Here is a 23,588-nt window from a genome sequence, read left to right as displayed (position 1 = left end):
TGCGAGCAGAACTATCGCGACAGAGTGCGGAAGCGGTGGGCCGACAGGGGTAGGAAGACGGCGATCAGGAGGAGGGGAGCGACGATTGCCGCGATCTCCGCATGGGTGCCGATCCAGGTGGCCGTGGCGGATGGATCAGCGTTGCCGAACAACGCGCGGGAGGCGGTTGCCGTCGCGGACAGCGGGTTCCACTGGGCGATGGTCCCGAGCCAGTCGGGCATCGTCGAGGTGGCGACGAAGGCGCTGGAGAGGAAGCCGATCGGCCAGACCAGCACCTGAACCATCGTGACGCTCTGCGCGTTCTTCACCGTCAGCCCGATGAAGATCCCCACCCAGAGCAACGCGAACCGCAGCAACAGCAGCAACCCGAACGCCGCCACCGCCGCGGGCACCCCTTCGTGCCACCGCCATCCGAGCGCGAGCCCGGCCGCGGCCAGCACGATCAGCGTCACCACCGAGTCGAGCATGTCCGCGATGCACCGGCCCATCACGACGGCCGTCGAGCTCATCGGCAGCGACCGGAACCGGTCCGTCACGCCTTTGTCCTTGTCCGTGGTCACGGCCGTCATGGTGCCTTCGAGTCCGAACAGCATCGCCAGCGCGAAGATGCCCGGCACGAGCAACTCGTAGTACGACTCGCCCTCAGGAAAGTCCATCGCCCCGCCGAGCAGTGCGCCGAACATCAGCAGCATCAGCACCGGGAAGAACCAGTTGAACAGCACGATCCCCGGCTGGTTCCGCCAGTGCGTCAGCGTCCGCCGCGCGATCGTCCAACTGTCGGCCAATGCCCAACCGAATGTGCTCATCCACGTCCTCGCTTCGCTCCGGGCGCGGATGAGACACGAGCCGCGGTGTGCTTGATGATGAACTCGCTCCGCTCGTTCATGCCGCCACCTCCGGTCCCGTCAGCTGCAGGAAGACCTCGTCCAACGTCGGTCTGCGTAATGTGATGTCCTCCGGTTCGATTTGTGCCTCATGCAACGAATTGGCGATCGTCACCAGCGCCCGGGTGCGGTCCTTCACCGGCACGCTGATCCGTAGGTCGGTCACCCGGATGTCCCCGTCCGCAAGGGGTTGGGCCAACTCGACCACCCGGGAGACCTCGGCCGGATCCGCCAGCACCAGGTCCAGCCAGTCGGACCCGAGCTGGGTCTTCAGCTGGTCCGGGGTGCCCTCGGCAACGACCTTCCCGGCCTTGAGCATCGAGATCCGGTTCGCCAGCTGATCCGCCTCCTCCAGGTATTGCGTGGTCAGCAGCACCGTCGTCCCACCGTCGACCAGTTGCCGTACGGCGGACCACACCTCGATCCGGCCGGCCGGGTCCAGCCCGGTGGTCGGCTCGTCCACGAACAGCACCGCCGGCGCCACGATCAGGCTGGCGGCCAGGTCGAGCCGCCGCCGCATCCCACCGGAGTACTTCGTCACCGCCTGGCCGGCCGCCTCGGTCAGGCTGAACCGCTCGAGCAGTTCGTCCGCCCGCCGTACCGCGGCGGCGTGGCCCAGGTGGTTCAGCCGGCCGAACATCACCAGGTTCTGCCGGCCGGTCAGTACTTCGTCGACCGCCGCGTACTGACCGACCAGCCCGATCCGGCGACGGACCTCCGCGCCCTGGCGGCGTACGTCGTACCCGGCGATCCTCGCCGTACCGGAATCCAGCTCGAGCAGTGTGGACAGGATCCGCACCGCTGTCGTCTTGCCGGCGCCGTTGGGGCCGAGCAGGCCCGTCACGGTGCCGGCCGTGACCTCCAGGTCGAACCCGTTCAGCCCGGCCCCCTCGGTGCCGCCTTTGTAGTTCTTCCGTACGCCGACGGCCTCGATCACACGTTCCGTAGTCACTTCCCACCTCTCGCCGAGTAAATCGTAGGGTGTACCGTACACCGTACGACTCGGGTACGATCGGGTCAACGACAACCGGTTGGAGTTTGTTCCCTTGAGTCCGAAGAAGACGGCCGCGGCCGATCCGGCGCGCAGTCTGGCGCTGCTCTGGGGCAGCCACACGAAACCGGGCCGGTCCGGCCTGACCGTGCGCTCGATCGTCGGCGCCGCGATCGAGCTGGCCGACGCGAGCGGCCTCGACGCGGTCTCGATGCGGACGGTGGCCGAGCAGCTGAAGGTCGGCACGATGTCGCTCTACACGCACGTGCCGGGCAGGGGTGAGCTGACCGACCTGATGTTCGACAGCGTGTACGTCGACCTGTACGCCGACGTCGACGAGCCGGCCCGGCAACCGGGCGGCTGGCGCGGCGCGCTGGAGTTCATCGCCGCGCGCAACTGGGAGGTGCTCACCAAGCACCCGTGGATCCACGAGGTGCCGACGATGCGTACGGCGCTCGGCCCGAACATCACCTTGAAGTACGAAGCCGAGTTACGCCCGCTCGACGGCCTCGGCCTGACCGATGTGGAGATGGACTCCGCGCTGAATCTGGTCCTCACCCACGTCCAGGGCACCGCCCGCGCCGGCGCCGAGCAGTTGCGCACCCAACGCGAGTCCGGCCTCACCGACGAGGAGTGGTGGCGTCAGATCTCGCCCACCCTGACCCACGTCATGACCGGCACCAACCACCACTTCCCCGTCGCCGGCCGCGTCGGCGCCGCAGTCGGCGAACACTTCCAATCCGCCATCGACCCCGCCCACGCCCTGACCTTCGGCCTAACCCGAATCCTGGACGGCATCGCCCTGCTGATCGCTAGCCGTTGAGCAGGTCCTCGAAGGGGGTGGGGTTGGCGTAGGGGTCGGTCTGGGTTGGGGTTTCGTGGTGGAGGGCGGCGACGAGCTCGCTGGCGGCCTGGGTGATGCGGGTGCGGAGTTTGGTGGCGCCGGTGCCCCAGTCGGTGGAGGCGGCGTACACGCCGGTAGGCACGGGCAGCGCCTTCAGGTAGGCGAAGAGCGGGCGAAGGGCGAAGTCGAGCACCAGCGAGTGGCGCTCGGTGCCGCCGGTCGCGGCGAGCAGGACCGGCTTGCCGGCCAGTGCCTTGTCGTCGAGAACGTCGAAGAACATCTTGAACAGCCCGCTGTACGACGCACTGAACGTCGGCGTCACCGCGATCACCGCATCCGCCTCGGTGACCGTGTCGAGCACAGTCCTCAGCTCGGCCGACGGGAACCCGGTGAGCAGGTTGTTGGTCAGGTCGTGCGCGTGGTCGCGCACCTCGATGATCTCGACCCGCGACGCGATCCCGCGGCCGGACAACTCGTCCCGTACGGCGGCCGATAGCTGGTCGGCGAGCAGCCGGGACGACGAAGGGGTCGTCAGCCCGGCCGTCACCACGGCGATGAGACGCTCGGTCATATGGTCGGCTCCTCGATCGTCTCCAGGTCGCGGGCCCGCTCGGCCGCGGCCTTCAGCGAAGCGTGTGTCGGCGCGTCCGGCACGTGCGCCGGCTTCTTCGCGGCGAACTCCTTGCGCAGTACCGGAACGACCTCGGACCCGAGGATGTCCAGCTGCTCCAGCACGGTCTTCAACGGCAACCCGGCGTGGTCGACCAGGAACAACTGCCGCTGGTAGTCGCCGAAGTGCTCCCGGAACGTCAGTGTCCGCTCGATCACCTGCTGCGGGCTGCCGACCGTCAGCGGCGTCTCCCGGCTGAACTCCTCCAGTGACGGGCCGTGCCCGTACACCGGCGCGTTGTCGAAGTACGGCCGGAACTCCCGCACCGCGTCCTGCGAGTTCTTCCGCATGAAGACCTGACCGCCGAGCCCGACGATCGCCTGGTCCGCGGCGCCGTGCCCGTAGTGCTCGAACCGGCTCCGGTAGAGCTCGATCATCCGCTTGGTGTGCGTGACCGGCCAGAAGATGTTGTTGTGGAAGAACCCGTCACCGTAGTACGCCGCCTGCTCGGCGATCTCGGGCGACCGGATCGACCCGTGCCAGACGAACGGCGGTACGCCGTCCAGCGGCCGCGGGGTCGCGGTGAAGCCCTGCAACGGCGTCCGGAACTTGCCTTCCCAGTCGACCACGTCCTCGCGCCACAGCCGGCGCAGCAGGGCGTAGTTCTCCACCGCCAGGGCGATGCCGTTGCGGATGTCCTGGCCGAACCACGGGTAGACCGGGCCGGTGTTGCCGCGACCCATCATCAGGTCGACCCGGCCGTCGGCCAGGTGCTGCAGCATCGCGTAGTCCTCGGCGATCTTCACCGGGTCGTTGGTCGTGATCAGCGTGGTCGCGGTGGACAGGATCAGCTTCGACGTCTTCGCCGCGATGAACCCGAGCTGGGTGGTCGGGGAGGACGGGACGAACGGCGGGTTGTGGTGCTCGCCCTGGGCGAACACGTCCAGGCCGACCTCCTCGGCCTTCAGCGCGATCGTCACCATCGCCTTGATCCGCTCGGCCTCGCTCACGGTCCGGCCGGTGGTCGGGTCCTCGGTCACGTCGCCGACGCTGAACACACCGAACTGCATCCTGTCCTCCTCAAGCTAAGTAGTTCACTATTAAACTACTCTGCTCCACATAACGCCAATCCATGCTCGGGCCATTCCCCACTCTTGTCAGGTGCGGGCCGTGCCGCCTCAGACGCGGTGGGGCTTGAGTAGCTCGTCGTCTCCGGTGAGTGCGGCCGCGATCCGGCGGTGCTTGCCAGCCTCCTCGGGCCGGGACTGCCGCTCGAGCGTGCGGGCCAGCATCAGGTGCGCGTAGTACTCGGTCGGCTCCCGCGCGATGACCTCCAGCAGGTGCTCCTCGGCCGGCTTCAGCAGGGCCGCGTGGTAGTAGGCGCGAGCCAGCAGCAGCCGCGTTCCGACGTCGTCCGGCGTCTCTTCCACCACCGGCCGCAGGGCGCGGATGGCGCCACGGTAATCCCGCTCGTCGAAGTATTGCTGGCCGAGCCCGTAGCTCAACGCACGCAGGTCTTCCATCGCGAGAACCTCCTGTCAGGTGGGGACAGCACAAGAACGCCCCGGGCCCACGGAGCTATTCCGTGGGCCGGGGCGCCGGTCGCGGGTCAGGAGGCGTCGAGGGTGGCTACCTGCTCCGGGGTGAGTTCGAGGTCGAGGGCGGCGTACGAGTCGAGGATGGTTTCCGGGCGGCTGGAGCCCGGGATCGGGATGACGTACGGCGACTTGGCCAGCATCCACGCGAGAGTGACGCGCTGAGGACTGACGCCGAGCTCGGTCGCCAACTGGTGGAAGGCGGGGTGCTTGGCGCCGAGGTCACCGGCGTTCGAGATGCCGCCGAGCGGAGACCAGGGCAGGAACGCGATGCCGAGCTGGTCGCACAACTCGAGCTCGGGCTCGCTCGACCGGAACGCGGGTGAGAACTGGTTCTGCACCGAGACGAGCCGGCCGCCGAGGATGTCGTTCGCCTGCTGGATCTGCGCCGGGTTCGCGTTCGAGATCCCGGCCATCCGGATCTTGCCCGCGTCGAGCAGGTCGCGGATCGCGCCGATCGACTCCTCGTACGGCGTCTGCGGGTCCGGCCGGTGGAACTGGTACAGCCCGATCGCGTCGACGCCGAGCCGCTTCAGCGAGGCGTCGGCCGCCTTCTTCAGGTGCTCCGGCGACCCGTCCAGCGTCCACCGGCCGTCACCCGGCCGCAGGTGCCCGCCCTTCGTGGCGACCAGGACGCCGGCGGTGTCACCGCCGTACGACGCCAGGGCTTTGGCGATCAGGGTCTCGTTGTGACCGACGTCGGTCGCGTCCAGGTGGTACGCGTCGGCCGTGTCGATCAGGGTGATCCCGGCGTCGAGCGCGGCGTGGATGGTCGCGATCGACCGCGCCTCGTCGGGGCGTCCCTCGATCGACATCGGCATCGCGCCGAGCCCGATTCCGCTGACCTCGATGTCGCCGATGCGACGTGTCTTCTTCGTCTGAGCTGCCATGGGTTCAAGCCTGACGCGCCGCGACTCAGACTTCCAACAGGAATCTTCGCAAACATCCAGCACTCCAGCTGCTGAATCTTTGGCGACTTCCCGTCAACCACTGACATGGCGGACGAGATATACGTAAGAATGTGACGCAATTCCCAGCCCCGCGCGGAGCGAGGGGTAGTCAGCTTTCGATTGGAGCCCCGCCCGTGCCTCCACCACCCCCATCACGTCGTACCTTCCTCCAACTCACCGGTCTCAGTGCCGCGAGCGTTGCGCTGGGCGTCTCCGCGCCGGCGAGTGCGGACGCCACGCCCGGGCGCCCGATCCCGTCCGGTGCGTTCGCGCTCGGAGTCGCCTCGGGTGATCCACGCCCGGACGGTTTCGTTCTGTGGACCCGGCTGGCGCCGACCCCGCTGGCCGCCGACGGGCACGGCGGGATGCGTGCCGACCACGTGCCGGTCCAGTACGAGGTGGCCGAGGACAGCCAGTTCAAGCACGTCGTACGACGAGGCCTCGCGATCGCCACGGCCGAGTTGGCGCACGCTGTGCACCCCGAGGTGCGTGGGCTGCGGCCTGAGCGCGAGTACTTCTACCGCTTCCGCGTCGGCACCGAGGTCAGCCCGGTCGGCCGGACGAAGACGCTGCCGGTGCACGGATCGCGGTTCAGCTTCGCGACCGCGTCGTGCCAGGCCTGGTACCACGGCTACTTCCCGGCGTACCGCGACATCGCCCGGCGGTCGCCGGACGCGGTGTTCTTCCTCGGCGACTACATCTACGAGTACGGCATCGTCCCTGGCGGCAACCTCTGGCGTCAGGGCGTGGCGGTCGGGCCGGAGCACGGGGTCGAGATCGAGACGCTGGAGCAGTACCGGTTGCGGTACAGCCTGTTCAAGACCGACCCGGAGCTGCAGTCCGCCCACGCGACCGCGCCCTGGCTGTTCGTCTGGGACGACCACGAGGTGCAGAACAACTACGGCGCGGCCATCTCGCCGTACGGGATACCGCCCGAGCTGTTCGTGCATCGCCGGGCCGTCGCCTACCGCGCCTTCTACGAGAACCTGCCGCTCGCGCTGAGCAGCCTGCCGACGGGACCGGACAGCCAGGCCTACCGGAGGTACGACGTCGGGTCGCTAGCCCGGCTCAACCTGCTCGACACCCGGCAGTACCGCGACCCGGCACCGACCAGCGAGGCGGACCGGCAGTCCGAGGCGCGCACCATCATGGGCGCCAAGCAAGAGAAGTGGCTGTACGACGGACTGCGCCGATCCCCCGCAACCTGGAACCTGCTTGCGGGTGGCGTCGTACTCACGGCGATCAGCAACGACCGCACCGATCAGTGGGACGGCTACCCGGCGAACCGCCGCAGGCTGCTGGCCGAGCTGCAGCAGGCGGGCAACGCGGTCATGCTGACCGGCGACATCCACCGGCACGTGGCGTCCGAGCTGAAGGCGGACTTCGCGGACCCGGCGGCACCGACGATCGGCGTGGAGCTGGTCTGCTCGTCGATCGGATCCGACGGGGACGGCGCCGACACCGACAACTACGCGAAGGACTGGCTCCGGCATCCGTACGTGAAGTTCTACAACGCCCGCCGCGGCTACGTGCACACGACCCTGACCCGGTCCGAGCTGACCGCGGAGTTCGTCAACTTCCCGTACATCGAGGCGGATGCGAACGCCGAGCCACGGGCGATCGCTTCCTTCCGGTCCCCGGCCGGCTCGCCCCGTCTGGAGGCCCTGTGATGAATCGTCCTCCTGTCATCACCCACCTGACCGGCAGCGGTCAGATCGGCACCGTAACCCTCGACTGGAAGCCAGTGTCATGGGCAACGGTCGTCGACCACTACGCCGTCTACGTCCTGACGTCCGGCTCCTGGAAACTACTGGGCAAGACCGTCTATCCACACTTCGTGCATCGCGGCCTGGGCTTCACCGGTGTCACCCGGTCGTACCGGGTCGTGACAGTAGATGCCGCAGGCAACAGGTCGACGCCGTCGGCAGCAGTTGACGCGACCAACCTGACGTCGGTCATCGTGTCGGGGATCTCCGTGGCCCGGGTCGGTGAGTTCGACGGCAAGGGCTCCGAGCTCGCGCTGTCTCCGGCTGGTTACGCGAGCTACCCGACCAGATTCCCGTCGGATGTCGACTACACGTTCGGTACGTCGACGCCGTCCTCCGACTGGTCGTACCTGCTGCCGGGACCGGCCGACAAATGGGCCGGCTCGAAGAACCACCGGGCAACGTTCCGTTTCGACCTGGCCGCCGTACCGGAGCAGGATCTCGACCTGGCGTTGTGGCTGATCGACAGCCACGCCAGCCTGGCCGGGTCCGCCGTACTCACCGTCAACGGGACTCAGGTCGAGCGGTTGACCTTCGCCAACGGCGCGACCAAGGGGTCGACGATTGCCGACAGCACCTACCCCGGTTCGCCGCTGAAGCCGTCGTACCTCGAGAGGCCGTTGCCTCGGGCCCTCTTCAGGACCGGGCAGAACGTGATCGAGCTGTTCAAGGACAACGGTTCCTGGATCGCGTACGACGCGTTCGGCATCTACGCCCGCCGCTGAATGCGCTGCGTCCGAAGAACTGGCGAGACGTGTCGCCAGTTCTCCGGACGTTAGCGCGGGTCAGGACGCGTGGACGTGAGGGTCGCGGTCCTCGACGACGTACGACGCCCGCGTGCTGATCGGAGCGCCGGGCTGGGTGACGTAGGGGAGGACGCGGTAGTCGGAGCGCCACTGCTTCTGGTCGACGGTGACACGGACGTAGCCGCGCTGGGAGTTGAAGAACTTCAGGTGCGGGTTGGCCGCCAGGAACTGCAGGCCCTGGTCGGTCATGTCGGCACCGTCGCCGCCGCTGGTGACCGACGTACCGACGAACTCGGTGCCGACCGTGGACGAGTCCGGGTCGACGTAGTCGCGCTTGAGCTCGAGCGCGTAGTTCTGGTGCCGGTCGCCGGTGATGACGACGAGGTTGCGGACCCCGCTGTCCTGCGCGGCACCGAGCACCTGGTTGCGCTCGGCAACATATCCGTCCCACGGGTCCAGCCAGACCCGCGTCTCCGGGCCCGGGGTCCAGTCGGTCTGACCCATCGGCGCCTGGTTGCCGAGGATCTGCCAGCGTGCGTTCGACCGCTTGAAGCCGTCCAGCAGCCAGGCGCGCTGCTTGCCGCCGAGCATCGTGTTGTCCGGGTTGAACCGGTCGGTGCAGGTCGACGAGTCGCCGTCACCGCACGGCTGGTCGGAGCGGTACTGCCGCGTGTCCAGCATGGTGATGTCGGCCAGCCGCCCGTACGGGAGCCGCCGGTGCAGCCGTACGGCCGGACCGGACGGCATCTGGTCGTGCCGCAGCGGCATGTTCTCGTACATCGCCTGGAACGCGGCCGCCCGGCGGGCCCGGAACACCACCGGATCCTGGTCCGGCTCGGTGTCCTTCTGGGAGAGGTCTCCGGCCCAGTTGTTCTCCACCTCGTGGTCGTCGATGGTGTGGATCCACGGGAACCGCGCGTGCGCGGCCTGCAGCGGCGCCTCGGTCTTGTAGAGCGAGTACTGCAGCCGGTATCGCGCGAGGTCGAACGTCTCCCCGTCGAACCGTGGGTCGGTCACGACACCACGCCTGTTGGACTTGACGCCGTACTCGTAGAGGTAGTCGCCGAGGTGGACGACCAGGTCGAGGTCCTCGGCGGCCAGGTGGTCGTACGCCGTGAAGAACCCGTCCTGCCAGGCGTTGCAGGACGCGAAGGCGAACCGCAGCTCACGCGGCGAGGCGAACGGGTGCGGCGTGGTCCGGGTCCGGCCGGTCGGCGAGACCTCGTGGCCGGTGCGGAAGCGGTAGTAGTACACGTGATCCGGCTGCAGGCCGCGGACCTCGGGGTGGACCGAGTGGCCGAGCTCGGGCGTCGCGACGACGCTGGAACGCCGGACGACGTGCCGGAAATTCTCGTCCCGGGCGATCTCGTAGTCGACCCGGATCGGCTTGGCGGGCATGCCGCCTTTGCCGTCGACGGCGTACGGGTCGATGGCCAACCGGGTCCAGAGCACGACACCGTCGTACTGCGGATCACCGGAGGCGACGCCGAGGGTGAAAGGGTTGCCGCTGCCGGCGGGCGCGGCGTAGGTGGTCGAGGCGTCCCAGGCCCCGGTGCCGAGCAGTACGGCGGCAGAGCCCGCACCACTCAGGCCGAGGAAGCGACGGCGCGAAACGGACATGGGTATTCCTCCTGTGACGGGCGGGGTCAGGTGGGAAGCGCGTGCCAGTCTTCAGTTGCCGGGTGTCGCGGTGGTTAACTCGGTTCCTCGATAAGTTAACAGGAAGTGCCGATATGTTGACCAGGTCTGGTGCGGCAAGATTGGCGCATGGTGATTGATGAGCGAGTACGGCGGGCGCGGCCGGACGACGTACCGGCGATCGTGGAACTGGTCTACGGCCTGGCCGAGTACGAGCGAGCGCCCGACGAGTGCAAGCTGACCGCCGAGCAGTTGCGGACCGCGCTGTTCGGCGACTCCCCGAAGGTTTTCTGCCATGTCGCCGAGCACGAGGGCGTGGTGGCCGGCTGCGCCATCTGGTTCCTCAACTTCTCCACCTGGCGCGGTGTCCACGGCATCTACCTCGAAGACCTCTTCGTCCGCCCCGAAACCCGCGGCACCGGCCTCGGCAAGGCCCTCCTGGTCGCCCTGGCCCAGGAATGCGTCCGGAACAACTACGAACGCCTCGAATGGTCCGTCCTCGACTGGAACGCCCCCGCCATCGACTTCTACAAGTCCCTGGGCGCCCATCCCCAAAACGAATGGACCACCTACCGCCTCACCGACGACGCCCTCACCGACCTGGCTTCCTGAGCTCGGGAAGGACTGTCATCAACGTCTTCGTCACCGACCGAACCTCGCATCAGCCAGACCAGTTGCTCACGCCTCCTGGATCGCAGCTTGGCGCAAACGTCAGGAGCGGCGTTGTTTGGCTTGGTACATGGCTTGGTCGGCGGTGTGGAGGAGGGTGTCCAGGTCGGTGGTTTCGGGGGTGATGGCGGCGGTGCCGATGCTGGTGGTGACCTGGACGGTGATGTGGGGGAGCGGGCGGCTGACGGCGGCTTCGAGGCGGGCGATCAGGGCGGCCAGGGCGTCGTCGGCGATGTCCTCGGCGACGATGGCGAACTCGTCACCGCCGAGGCGGGCGACGGTGTCGCCGTGGCGTACTTCGCTCGCCAGCCGCCCGGCGATCTCGCTGAGGGCGCGGTCGCCGGCCTCGTGACCATAGCCGTCGTTGACCAGCTTGAAATGGTTCAGGTCGCAGAACAGCAAGGCGCCCCGGCGGCCGGTCGCGCGGGTCCGCTCGAGCGCGGCGGCGAAGCGGTGCTGCAGCAGCCGACGGTTCGGCAGGCCGGTCAGCGGGTCGTGCGCCGCGTGGTGGCGCAGCTCGCGTTCGGCGGCCTTGCGGGCGGTCACGTCATCGATCTGGATCAGCAGGATCCGCGGTTGGCCCGCGCCGACGATGGCCGCCGTACCGCCGAGCCAGATCTCGTTGCCGGTGGGCTGGGAGAAGACCCGCTCGAACTGGTACGTGCCGCTGCTCGCAGCCACTTTCTCCAGCTCCTGCCGGGAGCGGGACGGGTCCTCGTCGCGCAGGAAGTCCAGCATCGGGGCGCCGATCAGCTGCTCGGCGGCGTACCCGGTGATCCGGCAGAAGGCCTCGTTCACCCGCAGGATCCGGCCGGCCTCGGGCCCGTCGAAGGCGATCGTCGCCATCCCGTTCCCGGCGCCCTCGAACACCATCCGGAACGTGGTCTCACTCGACTCCAGCCGGGCCTTCTCGGCCCGCAGCTGATCGGTCAGCCGCGCCTTGTCGATCGCCAGCCCGGCCTGCGTCGCGAAGATCTCCAGCAGTTCCCGGTGGATCGGCCCCGGCCGGCGCTGGTCCTCCGGCAGGTCGACCGACAGCATCCCGACCAGCTCACCGTCCGGCGAGTACAGCGGCGCGAACAGCGCGTCGAGCGGATGCCACGCGGCCGGGTCGTCGGACACCGGCACGTCGGGCACCCAGCCGATCACCTCGCCCTCCGGCAACCGCTCGTGCGGAACGAAGCGCAGCCGGCCCCACTTGTCGGCGATCGCGAACTCGGCGTCGAAGATGTCCGCCGAGCTGACCGTCCCGAGCAGCGCCTCCCGCGCCTCCGGCGACCCGGCGACCGCGATCACCTCGAACTTCCCGTCCGGCTGGCGCAGGTTCAGTACGGCGATCCCGAACCCTAGCCCGTCCACGACACCGTCGACGACCGCCTGCAGGGTTTCAGCCAGACTCCGTCCCGCACCCATCCGGGCGCTCACCTCGTACAGGCGGCGTACGGCAGTCAACCGAACAGTGGGTTCGTTCTGCACGCGTCGAGCTTAGGCCGATCTCACCCGACGTGAGCAGCTGTAACCAAGCTGATCCGGTTAAGCGTCTCGTCAGAACCGAAGATCGGACAGTCCGCGGTAACTCCGTTCGGCGGACCGCCAGGCGTCGGCCGGCTTGTCGTGCTCGACCAGCCATTGCTCGACCCCGCCGTCGGCGGCGTACGCGAACATCCCGGCGAAGTCGAGCGTGCCGGCGCCGACGTCCTCCCAGGACCCGTCCGCGGCCATGTCCTTCACGTGCAGGGCCGGGTACCGCCCGGGGTGGTTCCGGAAGTAGTGCACCGGGTCCTTACCGCCGTTCACCACCCAGTAGAGATCGAGCTCGAAGCCGAGCAGGTCGGCGTCCACGTCCAGCAGGATGTCGAACAACACCTGCCCGTCGACCTCGTCGAAGTCGCGGCCGTGGTTGTGGAAGAGCAGCTTCAGCCCGGCGTCGCGGGCCGCCTTGCCGGCCGCGGTGAACGCCGCCGCCGCGGTCCGGAACCCCTCGACCGAGTGCAACTCGGACGGGATCGACGGTACGACGACCCACTGGGCGCCGAGCGTCTGCGCGTCGGCCAGCGCGCCGGCCCAGTCGTCGGCCATCCGGTCGTACTTCACATGCTCCAGCACGATCGACAGCCCCGCCTCGTCGGCGAAGGTCCGGATCTTGTCCGCCGAGTGACCGAACCGCCCACTCACTCCCACCGTGCGATACCCGATCTCGGCCAGTCGCTTCAGCGTTCCTGGATAGTCCTCGGCCAGCACGTCCCGCATCGTGTAAAGGTGCATCCCGATGCCGTCGGTGGGAATAGTCATACAGGCAGCTCCTCGGTGGCTAGATCACGTGCTCCTGATACCGCTCCAGCGCCAGGTCGAAGACCTCTTGTCCCGGCGCGTCCCACAGCTTCTGGTTGAAGATCTCGACCTCGATCGGCCCGTCGTACCCGGCCGCGTCACACGCCTCGCGCAGGCGGCGCAGCTCGATCGCCCCGTCGCCCATCATGCCGCGGCCGAGCAGCGTGTCGGCCGGCAGCGGAACGACCCAGTCGCTCACCTGGTAGGACAGGATCCGCTCCCCGGCCCGCTCGATCTGCCGGTACACCTCCGCGTCCCACCACAGGTGATAGGCGTCCACGATCACGCCCACCTGAGCCGCGGGGAACTGCTCGGCCAGATCGAGCGCCCCCGACAGCGACGACACCACACATCGGTCCGAGCAGAACATCGGGTGCAACGGCTCGACCGCCAGCTTCACGCCCCGTTCGGCGGCGTACGGCGCGAGCTCGGCCAGCCCGTCGCGGACCATCGACCGGGCACCGTCGAGGTCGCGCGACCCCGGCGGCAGCCCGCCGCTGACCAGGATGAGCACCGACGTCCCGATCGTCGCGGCCTCGTCGATCGCGCGGCGGTTCTCCTCGATCTTCGCCTTCCGCTCGGCCGGATCGGTCGAGGTGAAGAACCCGCTCCGGCACAGCGAGGACACTTTCAGGCCGGCCTCCGCGACCAGCTTGGCCGCCTTGTCGACGCCGTACTCCTGGATCGGCTCACGCCACAAGCCGATCCAGGACAGTCCGGCCCGGGCGCTGGCCGCGACGACATCCTCGAGCGGCCAGTACTTCGTCGTCGCCTGGTTCAGGCTGTAGCGATCCAAGGAACGGTTCACGCGTCCACTCCACCCACGCGCAGCAGTTGACCGAACCGCGACACGGCAAGCTCAGGATTCGTCAGTACGCCGGCCTGATCGGCAAGCCGGAAGGTATCGGCCAGGTGCGGCAACGACCGCCCGGTCTGCAGACCGCCGACCATCGTGAACCCGGGCTGGTGCCCGTTCAGCCATGCCAGGAAGGCGATTCCGGTCTTGTAGTAGTACGTCGGCGCCGAGAAGATCTGCCGTGACAGGGGCACGGTCGGTGCGAACACCTCGTCGTACCGCTGCAGGTCTCCGTCGTCCAGCGCCTTCAGGGCGGCCGCGGCCGCCGGGGCGATCGCGGCGAAGATTCCCAGCAGCGCGTCGCTGTAACGATCCTCGTCGCCTTTGATCAACTCCGGGTAGTTGAAGTCGTCACCCGTGTACAGACGAACACCCTCGGGCAGTCGGTTGCGCAGGGCAACTTCGCGGGAGGCTTCCAGCAGCGAGACCTTGATGCCGTCGACCTTCGCCGTGTGGTCGCCGATCAGCTCGACCACCACGTCGGCCGCGGTGTCGAGCGAGTCGCTGCCCCAGTAGCCGTCCAGCGCCGGGTCGAACATCGCGCCCAGCCAGTGCAGGATCACCGGTCGCGTCGACTGGCTCAGGAGCCGGTCGTACACCTTCCGGTAGTCGTCCGGCGAGCTCGCCGCCGCGCACAGACCCCGGCTGGCCATCAAGATCGGCTGTGCGCCGACCTCCTCGGCGACCGCGAGCTGCTCCTCGTAGGCGCCGATCACCGTCTCCAGCGAGTGGTCGCCCGCAGCAAGCTGATCGGTGCCGACACCGACCGCGATCCGTCCGTCCGGTGCCTCTGCGGCGGACCGCCGGATCAACTCCTGCGTCGCCACCCAGTCGAGGCCCATCCCACGCTGTGCGGTGTCCATCGCCTCGGCCACGGACAGCCCGAGCGACCAGAGGTGTCGCCGGAACTCCAGCGTGTGCTCCCAGTCGACCACTGCGGGCTGCCCCGGCGCGTTGTCGCCCAGGGGGTCCGCCACCACATGTGCCGCTGCGAAGGCCAGGCGGCTGGCCGCCGGCTCGTAGGTGCCCTGGGCAACTGGCTGGCCGATGAGGCGGTACTCCGACAGTCCGCCGTCGAGCGGGAGCTTGAGCGAGAGCGTCACGGCTGGGCCTCGATGTCGAGCGGCGGCACCTCGAGCTTGCGGCCCTCACGCCACGACCTCAGGCCGAGCTCGGCGAGCTGCACGCCCTTGGCGCCCTCGACGAAGTCCCAGGTGAACGGCGCGTCGTCGACCACGTGCCGCAGGAACATCTCCCACTGCACCTTGAAGCCGTTGTCGAAGACCTCGTTGTCCGGCACCTCGGCCCACTGGTCGCGGAAGTTCTCGGTGGCCGGGAGGTCCGGGTTCCAGACCGGCTTCGGCGTCGCCGACCGGTGCTGTGCCCGGCAGTTCCGCAGGCCGGCGACCGCGCTGCCCTCGGTCCCGTCCACCTGGAACTCGACCAGCTCGTCGCGGAAGACCCGGGTGGTCCAGGACGAGTTCAGCTGGGCGATGATCCCGCCCTCCAGCTCGAAGACGCCGTACGCCGCGTCGTCCGCGGTGGCGGTGTACTCCTGGCCCTGCTCGTCGTACCGGGTCGGGATGTGGGTCGCGCCCTGGCAGTAGACCGACGTGACCGGGCCGAAGATCTGGTCGAGCACGTACCGCCAGTGGCAGAACATGTCGACGATGATGCCGCCGCCCTCTTCCTGCTTGTAGTTCCAGGACGGCCGCTGGGCTTCCTGCCAGTCGCCCTCGAAGACCCAGTAGCCGAACTCCCCGCGAACCGAGAGGATCTGGCCGAAGAACCCGCCGTCCACCAGCCGCTTGAGCTTCCGCAGGCCGGGCAGCGACAGCTTGTCCTGGACCACGCCGTTCTTCAGTCCGGAGTCGCGGACCAGCCGGGCCAGATCGACGGCCGCGTCCAGGCCCTCGGCGATCGGCTTCTCGCAGTAGATCGCCTTACCGGCCTCGACGGCCGCGCGGACGCCCTTCTCCCGCAGCTGGGTCAGCTGGGAGTCGAAGTAGATCTCGACGTCCTGCTCGGCGAGTGCCTCGGACAGGTCCGTGGTCCACCGGGTCAGCCCGTACTTCTCCGCGATCCGGCGTAGTTTGAGCTCGTTCCGTCCGACCAGGATCGGTTCGGGGATGATCATGGTTCCGTCGGCGGCGGGGATGCCGCCCTGCTCGCGGATCGCCACGATGGAGCGCTCGAGGTGCTGGCGCAGGCCCATCCGGCCGGTGACACCGTTCATCACGATGCCGATGCGTCGCTCGTTCACAGTCGTACCTCTCACGAAGGGATCTCGTAGGTGTCGAGGCGACCGCACATACCGTGCCGGCCGAACTCGGTGGGGGCGGGTAGTCGGTGGAGTTCAGCGGTCTGCAGATGCGGCGCGGTACCGGCCTCCAGCGCGTCCAGCGCGGCGCCGGTCTCGTCGGCCAGGCGGCGGGCGCCCTGCTCCCAGCGACGTCGCCAGTCCGCCAGCTGCGGCTGGACGATGCGGATCGCGGCCGCGTAGAAGTCGTCGAGGGCCAACGGACCCTGAGTCTCGTAGGCCTCCCGCAGTACGGCGAAACCTTCGAGCGCGAGGTCGCGACGAGCCATCGCGGACGGGGTCCGGGCCTCACCCTCGCCGGTGAGGGTGGTCGCCTTCAGATACGTCTCACGATCGGTCAGGTGCTCCGGCGGGAGAGTCAGTACGGCATCGCCGGCCTCAGGGAGACCGGAGTTCGACATCAGGGTGAGGATCTGGAGCCCACCGCCGTTGACGAGCCGGTGGATCGTTCCGGGGTCGAACCAGACCACCGTGCCGGCCTGCAGCGGGGTCTCGGTGAAGCCCTTCGGGTTGAGCGTCTGGACCGCGCCGGAGCCGGCGATCACGTAGTACCCCTCGGAGCAGGCCAGGTGGACATGCGGCGTACCGCCGACCAGTCCGTCCGGGGCCTCGATGTCGTACACCGACAGCTTCGAGATGCCGATCCCGCCGGGAAGCGCCACGGCCGTACCCGGCTCGATGTCGCACATGCTGGGCCTCCCTCGCTCGGACGCCTTGGAAAGGGCTTTCCGAGGCCTGTGACCGCAACCTTAGGTGGGCAGTCACGACGAGTCAACCTGTGACGGAAAGCGATCTCCGACCGCATCCGGTCAACCCCGCAGCGCTCCCATTTGGCTGGTGGGCCCACCAGGTGGTGGGTTCTCTACCGGTAACCCGGGTGCAGAACCCGCAACCTCGTGGGTCAGCCAGCGAAATGAGGCGGCGGTAGGGTGCGGACGGCGGTGCGATCAGAGACTGCCCGTCTCGACGATGCGGTGCTTGATTCCGTACGCCACCGCGGCGGTTCGCGAGTCGACGTCGAGCTTGGTGAAGATGTTGGACACGTGGCGATGGACCGTGCGCTCGCTGAGCTGCAGCTCGTGGGCGATCGCACGGTTCGGCTTGCCTCGGGCAATGAGGCGGAGAACCTCGATCTCGCGGGGGGTGAGCCCGTGTGTCTCGGATTGAGCCTCCGTGGCCGCGGCGATCCGGTCCAGCTGAGCCAGATCCGGACGCGCGCCGAGCCGTTCGAATGTCTCCCGGGCCGCTGAGAATTCGAGCTGCGCACCATCATGGTCAGCGAGCGCGCTACAGGCCTGCCCGATCAGGACGTTCAGTTTGGCCACTTCGTGCGGGGCATCCTGTTCCTGCCAGGTGCCGACGGCCCGCCGCAGGAGTGGCAACGCCCTTCCGGGATCCCCCTCGGAGAGCGCCAGCGCGCCTCTGACGGCGGACGTCTCGGCCTCGATGACAGGCGTCGTCACGTCCCCAGCGATCTCCTCGAACTCGGTCACGGCATCCCGGGCCGCCGCGATCTTCCCCTCCTCGAGGTAGATGGTGACCGCGGCCTTCAACAGGTCCAGGCGGTCGGGCTTCGCGGTCACCTCGGTCAGCGCCCGACGGACGCCGGCCGCCGCGGCGTCGACGTCACCTTCGGCGAGTCTGAGGAGGGCGAGTCCCGGCTGTGTCGGGCAGCCATTCTCCGCCGCGCGGCGGTAGGCGTCTTCCGCGGCATCCCACTCGCCACGTAGCCGCCGGACCTCACCGAGCTGGTAGTACGCATGGCCGCAGACCCACCCGGCGTAGCCGTCGAGGTCGGCACAGACCGCGGCGATCTCGTCGACAGCGTCCGGCCAGGCACCGTTCAGGAACATCAACCGTGAGCGGTAGATGCGGCAGTTCCCGAGGTACGCGCCGCCCAGACTGCTCAGCGAATCGAGCCACCTGGCCATCGATCGGTTCCAGGCCTGGGCCCGAGCGAAGTCGCGTGCCAGACAGCACCCGCGGACGGCGGCGCAGTAGATCCATGGGGTGACGCGTGGCGACAAGCCATGGTTGAGGAGACGGGCCATCGCCTCCTCCAGGTGATCGAGCCCGTCCTGGAGCCGCCCTTCGTCGATCAGGGTCTGCCCCCACATGCTCAACGCCCAGGGGACCACCTCGCCCTGACCTTCGTCGACGATCGCCCTGAGCAGCTCGCCGGCGCGAGAGCGATTGCCCGTCGTTCCGTGGAACATCGCCTCCGGAATCCTGAGCCACAGGCTGGTGGCCATCGCGGGGCCCAGCGCGCGGCTCGCCTGCTTGAGCCATCCGCTGGCTTGGACGACCTCGTTGCTGTTCAACAGGGCCCACCACAGCCAGAACGCGACCTGTGCGGCGTCATCGAGTTCGCCGGCACTGACCCGGAGGTCGAAGACACGGTGAAGCAGGGCAACCGCCTCGTCACCCCTGGCAGAGACCTGAGCCGCCTCGGCGAACGCGTCCAGATCCTCGACGCCGAGCGGCTCTTCGGCGTCCGCCGCGGCGTACTCCGCACACGCCTCCTGCCACCGGGAGGCACGGTGAAGCTCCCGCGCGCGGGCCAGGTGTGCCGTGGCAACGGCTTCCATGCCCCCAGCATGGCCCGCCGGATCGGAGATGGGTAGTTGTACCCACGCCATCGGACTCAGGTTGGCAGCCAATGCCGATCCGGCCGGCTGCTCGGTCGGCAAGTCTCGAATCAGAAGCTCGCACGGCGGGCGCCACAGCAACGAGACCTACGACCAGGGGGTTCCGATGAAGACAGCGAACGTGAACGGCATCGAGTTGGCCTACGACGTCCAGGGTGAGGGGGAACCGGTGCTGTTCATCCACGGCGCCATCTGGGCCGACTTCCTTCGGCCGTTGGCCGAACAGCCGGCGTTCAGCGGGTTCCAGAGGATCCGCTACCACCGGCGCGGGTACGGCGAGAGCGGCGGACCGGCCGATGGCTTCGACCAGCAGGCGGCCGACATCGTTGCCCTGTTGGACCACCTCGAGGTGGACCGGGCACACCTTGTCGGCCACTCCGAGGGTGCGATGATCGCTCTCGTACTCGCAGCCGCCTACCCCGATCGGGTGCGGTCCCTGGCCCTGCTCGAGCCGCTGCCCCCGAGCAGTTGGCTGGCCGCGGGCGATTTCGCGGACGTGCTGGGAATTCTGGGTCCGGCGTTCGAGGCGATGGCGGGTCGTTACCGGGCGGGTGACATCGCAGGCGCTTACGAGTCGCTCTTCGAGCCAACCGGCCTGGATTGGCGCGCGGCGGCGGAAGCCGCGGGACCCGGCGTCGTCGAACAGGGCTTCCAGGACGCGGCAACGTTCATCGATGGCGAAGCCTCCGCATTGGTCGAGTGGAACTACGGGGCCGAGCAGGCGGCAACGATCGACAGCCCAGTGCTGTCGTGGAGTACCACTTCGGAGAACCCGATCAACCCCGCATCGCGCGCCTTCCTCTACGAGTTGTTCCCGCAGCGCGAGGAAATCATCCTCGACGGTGGAGACCACTTCTCGGTGGCTACGGACCCAGCGGCCGTAGCCGAGCCGATCGCCGAATTCGTCTCGCGGCACAGCGCGGCCGCCGCGCTCACGTGAGCCAGGTTCAGGTGGTGCGGACTGAAGCGATGGCTTTGGACCAGTCGGTACGACGGGTTGCCCGGGAGCCGGCGTCGATGGCGGGCTCGAAGGTGCGGGCGGTGCGTTTGTCGGCCCAGGCGGTGGTCTCGCCGAGCGTGGCCCAGGCGAGTTCGGCGGCTCCGAGCGCGGAGACCTCGGCGACGTTCGAGGCCTCCACCGGGCGGCCGAGGAGATCGGCCTGGGTCTGCATGAGCAGGTCGGACACGGTGGCGCCGCCGTCGGCGCGGAGTTGCCCGGGTGTGCCGGGGATGGTGTCGACGATGTCGCAGATCTGGTGAGCGACGGCGTCGACGCAGGCGCGGGCGATGTGCGCGCGCGTGGTCGAGCTGCCCATCCCGGTCAGCGCGGCCCGGGCGTTCCGGTCCCAGTGTGGCGCGCCCAGGCCGGCGAAGGCGGGCACCAGCGTGACCCCGCCGGCATCGGGAACGCTCGCGGCCAGCTCCGTCAACGCGCGCACGTCGGGCAGGCCGAGCATCGCGGCCGTCCACGCGAGCGCCGCACCGGACGACACGATGTTGCCCTCGAGCGCGTAGAGCGGCCGATCCGTGAGCCAGGCCAGCGTGCAACCGTCCGCGACGAAGGACTCGACCGGGGTCATCACCGACGATCCGGTCCCGTACGTCGCCTTGATCATCCCGGTCCGCGTACACCCCTGCCCGTACATCGCCGCATGTGAATCGGCCAGCACGGCGACGATCGGGATGCCGTCGCTCAGTCCCGGCACGCCGTACGTCGTACCGAAACCATCGTTCGAGGCACGGACCTCCGGCAGCACCGACCGCGGTACGCCGAAGGCCTCGAGCAGTGACGTGGACCAGTCGAGGTCGAGAACGTCGTACAGCAAGGTGCGCGACGCGTTGCCGGCCTCCGTTAGATGCTCCTGGCAACCAGTCAGCCGGTGGATCAGCCAGGAGTCGACGGTGCCGACGTGATCGGGGTTCGCGTGCTCGAGCAGCCAGTGCAGCTTGGGCGCGGAGAACATCGCGTCCACGCGCAATCCCGTGCGCTCGCGGACCAGGACGTCGAGCGAAGCCGGCAGCGTCGAACACCAGTCGGTCGTGCGGACATCCTGCCAACCGATGACCGGTCCCACCGGCTGACCCGCCCGGTTCCAGCCGACGACCGACTCACGCTGTGTCGACAAGGCGATCCCCGCGATCTCGACCGGCCCAGCAACGGCAAGGCAGTGCGTGACGGCCTGAAGGACGCTCGCCCAGATGTCGTCCGCATCCTGCTCGGCCCACCCGGGCTGTGGTGTGGACAGCCCGACCGGCGCGGATCCGGTCCCCAGGACGGCGCCGTCCGCACGCACCAGGACGGCCTTCGAGTTGGTCGTGCCCTGGTCGATCGCCAGCACGGCCGCACGCTCGGTCATCGCCCACACCCTTCTGAGACAAGTTTCAACTGAGGTCTTGACGCGACTCTAGCGTCGTGGTGAAACTCGAGTCGACAGGTTATGCACTAGTGAATATCTATTCGAGAACGAGGACCGCAGGGTGACGAAGCCGAGTAGACGCCGGGTGATCATCAACACGGACGCAAAGAACGAGGCCGACGACCAGTTCGCGATCGTGCACGGGCTGTTGTCGCCCACGCTCGACATTCGGGGGCTGATTCCCGCGCACTTCGGCACCCGGCGGTCGAACCGGAGCATGGAGGAGTCGCGCGAGGAGATCGACCTGCTGCTCGATCTGCTCGACCTGACCGGTCAGGTGCCGGTCGCGAACGGCGCGCCGACCGGGATCCCGGACGAGCAGACCCCGCTGGACTCGCCCGGTGCGCGGCTCATCATCGAGGAGTCGAAGCTGGCCTCGGAGGGTGACCCGCTGTTCGTGTCCTTCCTCGGCCCGCTGACCGACATGGCCTCGGCCATCCTGCTCGACCCGGAGATCGTGCACCGCGAGGTGATCGTGATCTGGATCGGCGGGCGGGGGTACGACGGCCTGGCGCCGGGCTGGTCCGGGATCGAGTTCAACCTGTCCAACGACATCCACGCCGCCAACGTGGTGTTCGGCTCCGGCATCACCGTCTGGCAGGTGCCGAGCGACGTCTACAGCAAGGTGTCGGTGAGCTACGCCGAGCTGGACGAGAAGATCGGCGACGCGGGACCTCTCGGCAAGTACCTGATCGAGCAGCTGCACGAGTGGAACGCCACCTACCACCCCGAGCCGATCGAGTCCCGTTCGCTCGGCGACTCACCGGCCATCGCCCTGATGCTCTACCCGACCAGCGGCGCCATGCGGGTCCGGCCGGCGCCACGATTCGGCACCGACGGCTGGTACCTGCCCGGCACCAACAACCCGATCAGCGTGTGCGAGCACATGGACGTCCGGTTCCTGCTGGAGGACATGTTCGCCAAGATCCGCCGTTTTGCCCGCCAAAGGAGCACTCCGTGAATACCTTCCCCACCCCACCGCCCCGGTCGATGACAGGCAGCCGGTTCACCCGCCGGGGGTTCCTCGGTCTCACGTCCGCCGCCGCGGTCGGCGTCGGTCTGTCCGCCTGCACCGGCGGTGGTACGTCGACCTCCGGTAGCGGCGGGGCCACGGCCGCGGCCTCGAACAACCTGCGGGTCTTCACCTACGAGGGTGACGAGACCATCGGCCTGTTCAAGGCGCAGCTGAAGAAGTTCGACGCACAGGCCGGTACGACGACCACCGTCGAGAGCCTGCCCGGATCCGGTGCGGCGGTCTACCCGGACAAGTTGCGCACCCAGCTGCTCGGTGGCAAAGGGCCGGACATCTGGCGGATCTGGGGCGGCCAGATCGGCAGCCCGTTCGCGAAGGCCAAGCAGGCGCTCGACCTGTCGCCGTACTACGACAAGTACGGCTGGGCCGACCGGATCGACCAGAACGCGATCGAGGGCATGACGTTCGAGGGCATGAAGGCCGGGGTGCCGATGATGTCGCTCGGGCTCGGCGCCTGGTACAACAAGTCGCTGTTCGCCAAGGCCGGGATCGCCCGGACGCCGACGACGTACGCCGAACTGGAGCAGGCGAACGACAAGCTGCTGGCCATCGGGATCACCCCCTGCGGCCTGGCCGGCAAGTACGGCTGGAACATCATGCGCCTGTTCGAGTACCTGCTCGAGCACACCGCCGGCCCGGAGTTGCACGACAAGCTGCTGGTCGGCGACGAGAGCTGGGACCGGCCCGAGGTGGTCGAGGCGTTCACCCTGTTCAAGAAGTGGCAGGACAAGAAGTGGATCCCGAACGGTGCCCTCGGCATGGATCCGGCCGACGTCGAGCCCGGCTACGTGCAGGGCAAGTACGGCTACACGATCATCGGCCCGTGGACGGAATCGGTCGCGATCCTGTCGGCGAAGAAGAGCCCGGCCGGCTTCGGCAACTTCGAACTGCCCACCGACCAGCAGCCGGCCCGGCACTCCGGATTCGTCGAGGGCTACATGGTCAACGCCAAGTCGGGTAACGCGGACAAGGCCGCCGAACTGCTGGACTTCCTCGCCAAGCCGGAGACGCAGAAGGTGCTGCAGGTGACGGCGTCGACCGTCAAGGGCGCGGAGCCGGACCCGAAGGCGCTTCCGCTGTCGGCCGAGTGGTCGAAGAAGTACGGCTCGAACCCGTTCTACACGATCCAGGACCAGGCGTTCCCGAAGAAGGAGGCCGACCAGTACTTCAGCGTGCAGAGCGACCTGCTGCAGGGCTCGATGACGCCGGAGGCGGCGGCGAAGAAGATGCAGCAAGTCGTCTCCGCCTGGGCGAAGGGCTGACCCGCAGCCATGGCTCTGCTATTGGCCG

General features: G+C 68.4%; 22 protein-coding genes. 7 read left to right on the top strand and 15 right to left on the bottom strand.

The window, feature by feature from the left end:
- Positions 1 to 11: 11 nt before the first annotated feature.
- Together AB0F43_RS17760 and AB0F43_RS17755 are read right to left on the bottom strand one after the other, a co-directional pair.
- A complete protein-coding gene (locus AB0F43_RS17760; RefSeq protein ID WP_360477239.1) occupies positions 12 to 806 on the bottom strand; it encodes an ABC transporter permease in 795 nt (264 codons plus the stop codon).
- Between the two features lie 76 nt (positions 807 to 882).
- Positions 883 to 1,836 (bottom strand): ATP-binding cassette domain-containing protein, encoded by a 954-nt coding sequence (locus AB0F43_RS17755; RefSeq protein WP_360477237.1) that lies wholly within the window; start codon positions 1,834 to 1,836, stop codon positions 883 to 885.
- A gap of 94 nt (positions 1,837 to 1,930) precedes the next feature.
- Here AB0F43_RS17755 and AB0F43_RS17750 point away from each other — a divergent pair, with 94 nt between their 5' ends.
- The gene (locus AB0F43_RS17750; protein ID WP_360477234.1) at positions 1,931 to 2,698 is read left to right on the top strand and encodes a TetR/AcrR family transcriptional regulator C-terminal domain-containing protein; all 768 of its coding nucleotides are present in this window, start codon (positions 1,931 to 1,933) and stop codon (positions 2,696 to 2,698) included.
- Here the strand turns inward: AB0F43_RS17750 and AB0F43_RS17745 are convergent.
- The 4 genes from AB0F43_RS17745 to AB0F43_RS17730 form a co-directional block, all read right to left on the bottom strand.
- Positions 2,688 to 3,290, bottom strand: coding sequence for an FMN reductase (locus AB0F43_RS17745; RefSeq protein WP_360477231.1), 603 nt, complete (start codon positions 3,288 to 3,290; stop codon positions 2,688 to 2,690). The two genes, AB0F43_RS17750 and AB0F43_RS17745, sit on opposite strands and share 11 nt — an antisense overlap.
- Positions 3,287 to 4,399, bottom strand: coding sequence for an LLM class flavin-dependent oxidoreductase (locus AB0F43_RS17740; RefSeq protein ID WP_360477228.1), 1,113 nt, complete (start codon positions 4,397 to 4,399; stop codon positions 3,287 to 3,289). Before AB0F43_RS17740 ends, AB0F43_RS17745 begins: the two co-directional genes overlap by 4 nt.
- Before the next feature lie 108 nt (positions 4,400 to 4,507).
- Positions 4,508 to 4,852, bottom strand: coding sequence for a tetratricopeptide repeat protein (locus AB0F43_RS17735; protein WP_360477225.1), 345 nt, complete (start codon positions 4,850 to 4,852; stop codon positions 4,508 to 4,510).
- An 86-nt stretch (positions 4,853 to 4,938) separates the two neighbouring features.
- Entirely contained in the window at positions 4,939 to 5,814 is an 876-nt protein-coding gene (locus tag AB0F43_RS17730) for an aldo/keto reductase (protein WP_360477222.1), read from the bottom strand.
- Positions 5,815 to 6,008: 194 nt separating this feature from the next.
- Here AB0F43_RS17730 and AB0F43_RS17725 point away from each other — a divergent pair, with 194 nt between their 5' ends.
- Positions 6,009 to 7,544: an alkaline phosphatase D family protein gene (locus tag AB0F43_RS17725; RefSeq protein WP_360477219.1), complete on the top strand. Its 1,536-nt coding sequence runs from the start codon at positions 6,009 to 6,011 to the stop codon at positions 7,542 to 7,544.
- Complete coding sequence (locus AB0F43_RS17720) at positions 7,544 to 8,365, top strand: polysaccharide lyase family protein (protein WP_360477216.1); 822 nt, start codon at positions 7,544 to 7,546, stop codon at positions 8,363 to 8,365. Before AB0F43_RS17725 ends, AB0F43_RS17720 begins: the two co-directional genes overlap by 1 nt.
- A gap of 60 nt (positions 8,366 to 8,425) precedes the next feature.
- Here AB0F43_RS17720 and AB0F43_RS17715 read toward each other — a convergent pair whose 3' ends face one another.
- On the bottom strand, positions 8,426 to 10,006 hold the full coding sequence (locus tag AB0F43_RS17715) for an alkaline phosphatase D family protein (protein WP_360477213.1): 1,581 nt from the start codon (positions 10,004 to 10,006) through the stop codon (positions 8,426 to 8,428).
- Between the two features lie 147 nt (positions 10,007 to 10,153).
- On the opposite strand from AB0F43_RS17715, the gene AB0F43_RS17710 reads away from it, so the two are divergent.
- The gene (locus AB0F43_RS17710; protein WP_360477210.1) at positions 10,154 to 10,636 is read left to right on the top strand and encodes a GNAT family N-acetyltransferase; all 483 of its coding nucleotides are present in this window, start codon (positions 10,154 to 10,156) and stop codon (positions 10,634 to 10,636) included.
- A 99-nt stretch (positions 10,637 to 10,735) separates the two neighbouring features.
- Here AB0F43_RS17710 and AB0F43_RS17705 read toward each other — a convergent pair whose 3' ends face one another.
- The 7 genes from AB0F43_RS17705 to AB0F43_RS17675 form a co-directional block, all read right to left on the bottom strand.
- On the bottom strand, positions 10,736 to 12,169 hold the full coding sequence (locus tag AB0F43_RS17705; RefSeq protein WP_360477207.1) for a diguanylate cyclase: 1,434 nt from the start codon (positions 12,167 to 12,169) through the stop codon (positions 10,736 to 10,738).
- Between the two features lie 69 nt (positions 12,170 to 12,238).
- Positions 12,239 to 12,985, bottom strand: coding sequence for a sugar phosphate isomerase/epimerase (locus tag AB0F43_RS17700; RefSeq protein WP_360477204.1), 747 nt, complete (start codon positions 12,983 to 12,985; stop codon positions 12,239 to 12,241).
- A 19-nt stretch (positions 12,986 to 13,004) separates the two neighbouring features.
- A complete protein-coding gene (locus tag AB0F43_RS17695) occupies positions 13,005 to 13,832 on the bottom strand; it encodes a sugar phosphate isomerase/epimerase (RefSeq protein ID WP_360477201.1) in 828 nt (275 codons plus the stop codon).
- On the bottom strand, positions 13,829 to 14,983 hold the full coding sequence (locus tag AB0F43_RS17690; RefSeq protein WP_360477198.1) for a dihydrodipicolinate synthase family protein: 1,155 nt from the start codon (positions 14,981 to 14,983) through the stop codon (positions 13,829 to 13,831). The genes AB0F43_RS17695 and AB0F43_RS17690 overlap by 4 nt, the downstream gene beginning before the upstream one ends.
- Complete coding sequence (locus tag AB0F43_RS17685; protein WP_360477194.1) at positions 14,980 to 16,143, bottom strand: Gfo/Idh/MocA family oxidoreductase; 1,164 nt, start codon at positions 16,141 to 16,143, stop codon at positions 14,980 to 14,982. The genes AB0F43_RS17690 and AB0F43_RS17685 overlap by 4 nt, the downstream gene beginning before the upstream one ends.
- An 11-nt stretch (positions 16,144 to 16,154) precedes the next feature.
- Complete coding sequence (locus AB0F43_RS17680; RefSeq protein WP_360477191.1) at positions 16,155 to 16,889, bottom strand: cupin domain-containing protein; 735 nt, start codon at positions 16,887 to 16,889, stop codon at positions 16,155 to 16,157.
- Between the two features lie 258 nt (positions 16,890 to 17,147).
- Entirely contained in the window at positions 17,148 to 18,788 is a 1,641-nt protein-coding gene (locus AB0F43_RS17675; protein WP_360477188.1) for a response regulator transcription factor, read from the bottom strand.
- Between the two features lie 166 nt (positions 18,789 to 18,954).
- Here AB0F43_RS17675 and AB0F43_RS17670 point away from each other — a divergent pair, with 166 nt between their 5' ends.
- Entirely contained in the window at positions 18,955 to 19,788 is an 834-nt protein-coding gene (locus AB0F43_RS17670; RefSeq protein ID WP_360477185.1) for an alpha/beta hydrolase, read from the top strand.
- 7 nt (positions 19,789 to 19,795) lie between these two features.
- On the opposite strand, the gene AB0F43_RS17665 is transcribed toward AB0F43_RS17670, so the two are convergent.
- The gene (locus AB0F43_RS17665) at positions 19,796 to 21,205 is read right to left on the bottom strand and encodes an FGGY family carbohydrate kinase (RefSeq protein ID WP_360477182.1); all 1,410 of its coding nucleotides are present in this window, start codon (positions 21,203 to 21,205) and stop codon (positions 19,796 to 19,798) included.
- A 121-nt stretch (positions 21,206 to 21,326) separates the two neighbouring features.
- Between AB0F43_RS17665 and AB0F43_RS17660 the strand changes: the two genes are divergently transcribed.
- Complete coding sequence (locus AB0F43_RS17660; RefSeq protein WP_360477179.1) at positions 21,327 to 22,226, top strand: nucleoside hydrolase; 900 nt, start codon at positions 21,327 to 21,329, stop codon at positions 22,224 to 22,226.
- The gene (locus AB0F43_RS17655) at positions 22,223 to 23,560 is read left to right on the top strand and encodes an extracellular solute-binding protein (protein WP_360477176.1); all 1,338 of its coding nucleotides are present in this window, start codon (positions 22,223 to 22,225) and stop codon (positions 23,558 to 23,560) included. Before AB0F43_RS17660 ends, AB0F43_RS17655 begins: the two co-directional genes overlap by 4 nt.
- Positions 23,561 to 23,588: the final 28 nt, after the last annotated feature.

The organism is Kribbella sp. NPDC023972 (assembly GCF_040639075.1).
Classification (GTDB): Bacteria; Actinomycetota; Actinomycetes; order Propionibacteriales; family Kribbellaceae; genus Kribbella.
This window is presented reverse-complemented; position numbering and strand designations above follow the sequence as displayed.

Coding starts and splice junctions, on each gene's coding strand:
- AB0F43_RS17760 (WP_360477239.1), bottom strand. CDS start 806: ATGAGCACATTCGGTTGGGCATTGGCCGACAGTTGGACGATCGCGCGG.
- AB0F43_RS17745 (WP_360477231.1), bottom strand. CDS start 3,290: ATGACCGAGCGTCTCATCGCCGTGGTGACGGCCGGGCTGACGACCCCT.
- AB0F43_RS17740 (WP_360477228.1), bottom strand. CDS start 4,399: ATGCAGTTCGGTGTGTTCAGCGTCGGCGACGTGACCGAGGACCCGACC.
- AB0F43_RS17735 (WP_360477225.1), bottom strand. CDS start 4,852: ATGGAAGACCTGCGTGCGTTGAGCTACGGGCTCGGCCAGCAATACTTC.
- AB0F43_RS17730 (WP_360477222.1), bottom strand. CDS start 5,814: ATGGCAGCTCAGACGAAGAAGACACGTCGCATCGGCGACATCGAGGTC.
- AB0F43_RS17720 (WP_360477216.1), top strand. CDS start 7,544: ATGAATCGTCCTCCTGTCATCACCCACCTGACCGGCAGCGGTCAGATC.
- AB0F43_RS17715 (WP_360477213.1), bottom strand. CDS start 10,006: ATGTCCGTTTCGCGCCGTCGCTTCCTCGGCCTGAGTGGTGCGGGCTCT.
- AB0F43_RS17710 (WP_360477210.1), top strand. CDS start 10,154: ATGGTGATTGATGAGCGAGTACGGCGGGCGCGGCCGGACGACGTACCG.
- AB0F43_RS17700 (WP_360477204.1), bottom strand. CDS start 12,985: ATGACTATTCCCACCGACGGCATCGGGATGCACCTTTACACGATGCGG.
- AB0F43_RS17680 (WP_360477191.1), bottom strand. CDS start 16,889: ATGTGCGACATCGAGCCGGGTACGGCCGTGGCGCTTCCCGGCGGGATC.
- AB0F43_RS17675 (WP_360477188.1), bottom strand. CDS start 18,788: ATGGAAGCCGTTGCCACGGCACACCTGGCCCGCGCGCGGGAGCTTCAC.
- AB0F43_RS17670 (WP_360477185.1), top strand. CDS start 18,955: ATGAAGACAGCGAACGTGAACGGCATCGAGTTGGCCTACGACGTCCAG.
- AB0F43_RS17665 (WP_360477182.1), bottom strand. CDS start 21,205: ATGACCGAGCGTGCGGCCGTGCTGGCGATCGACCAGGGCACGACCAAC.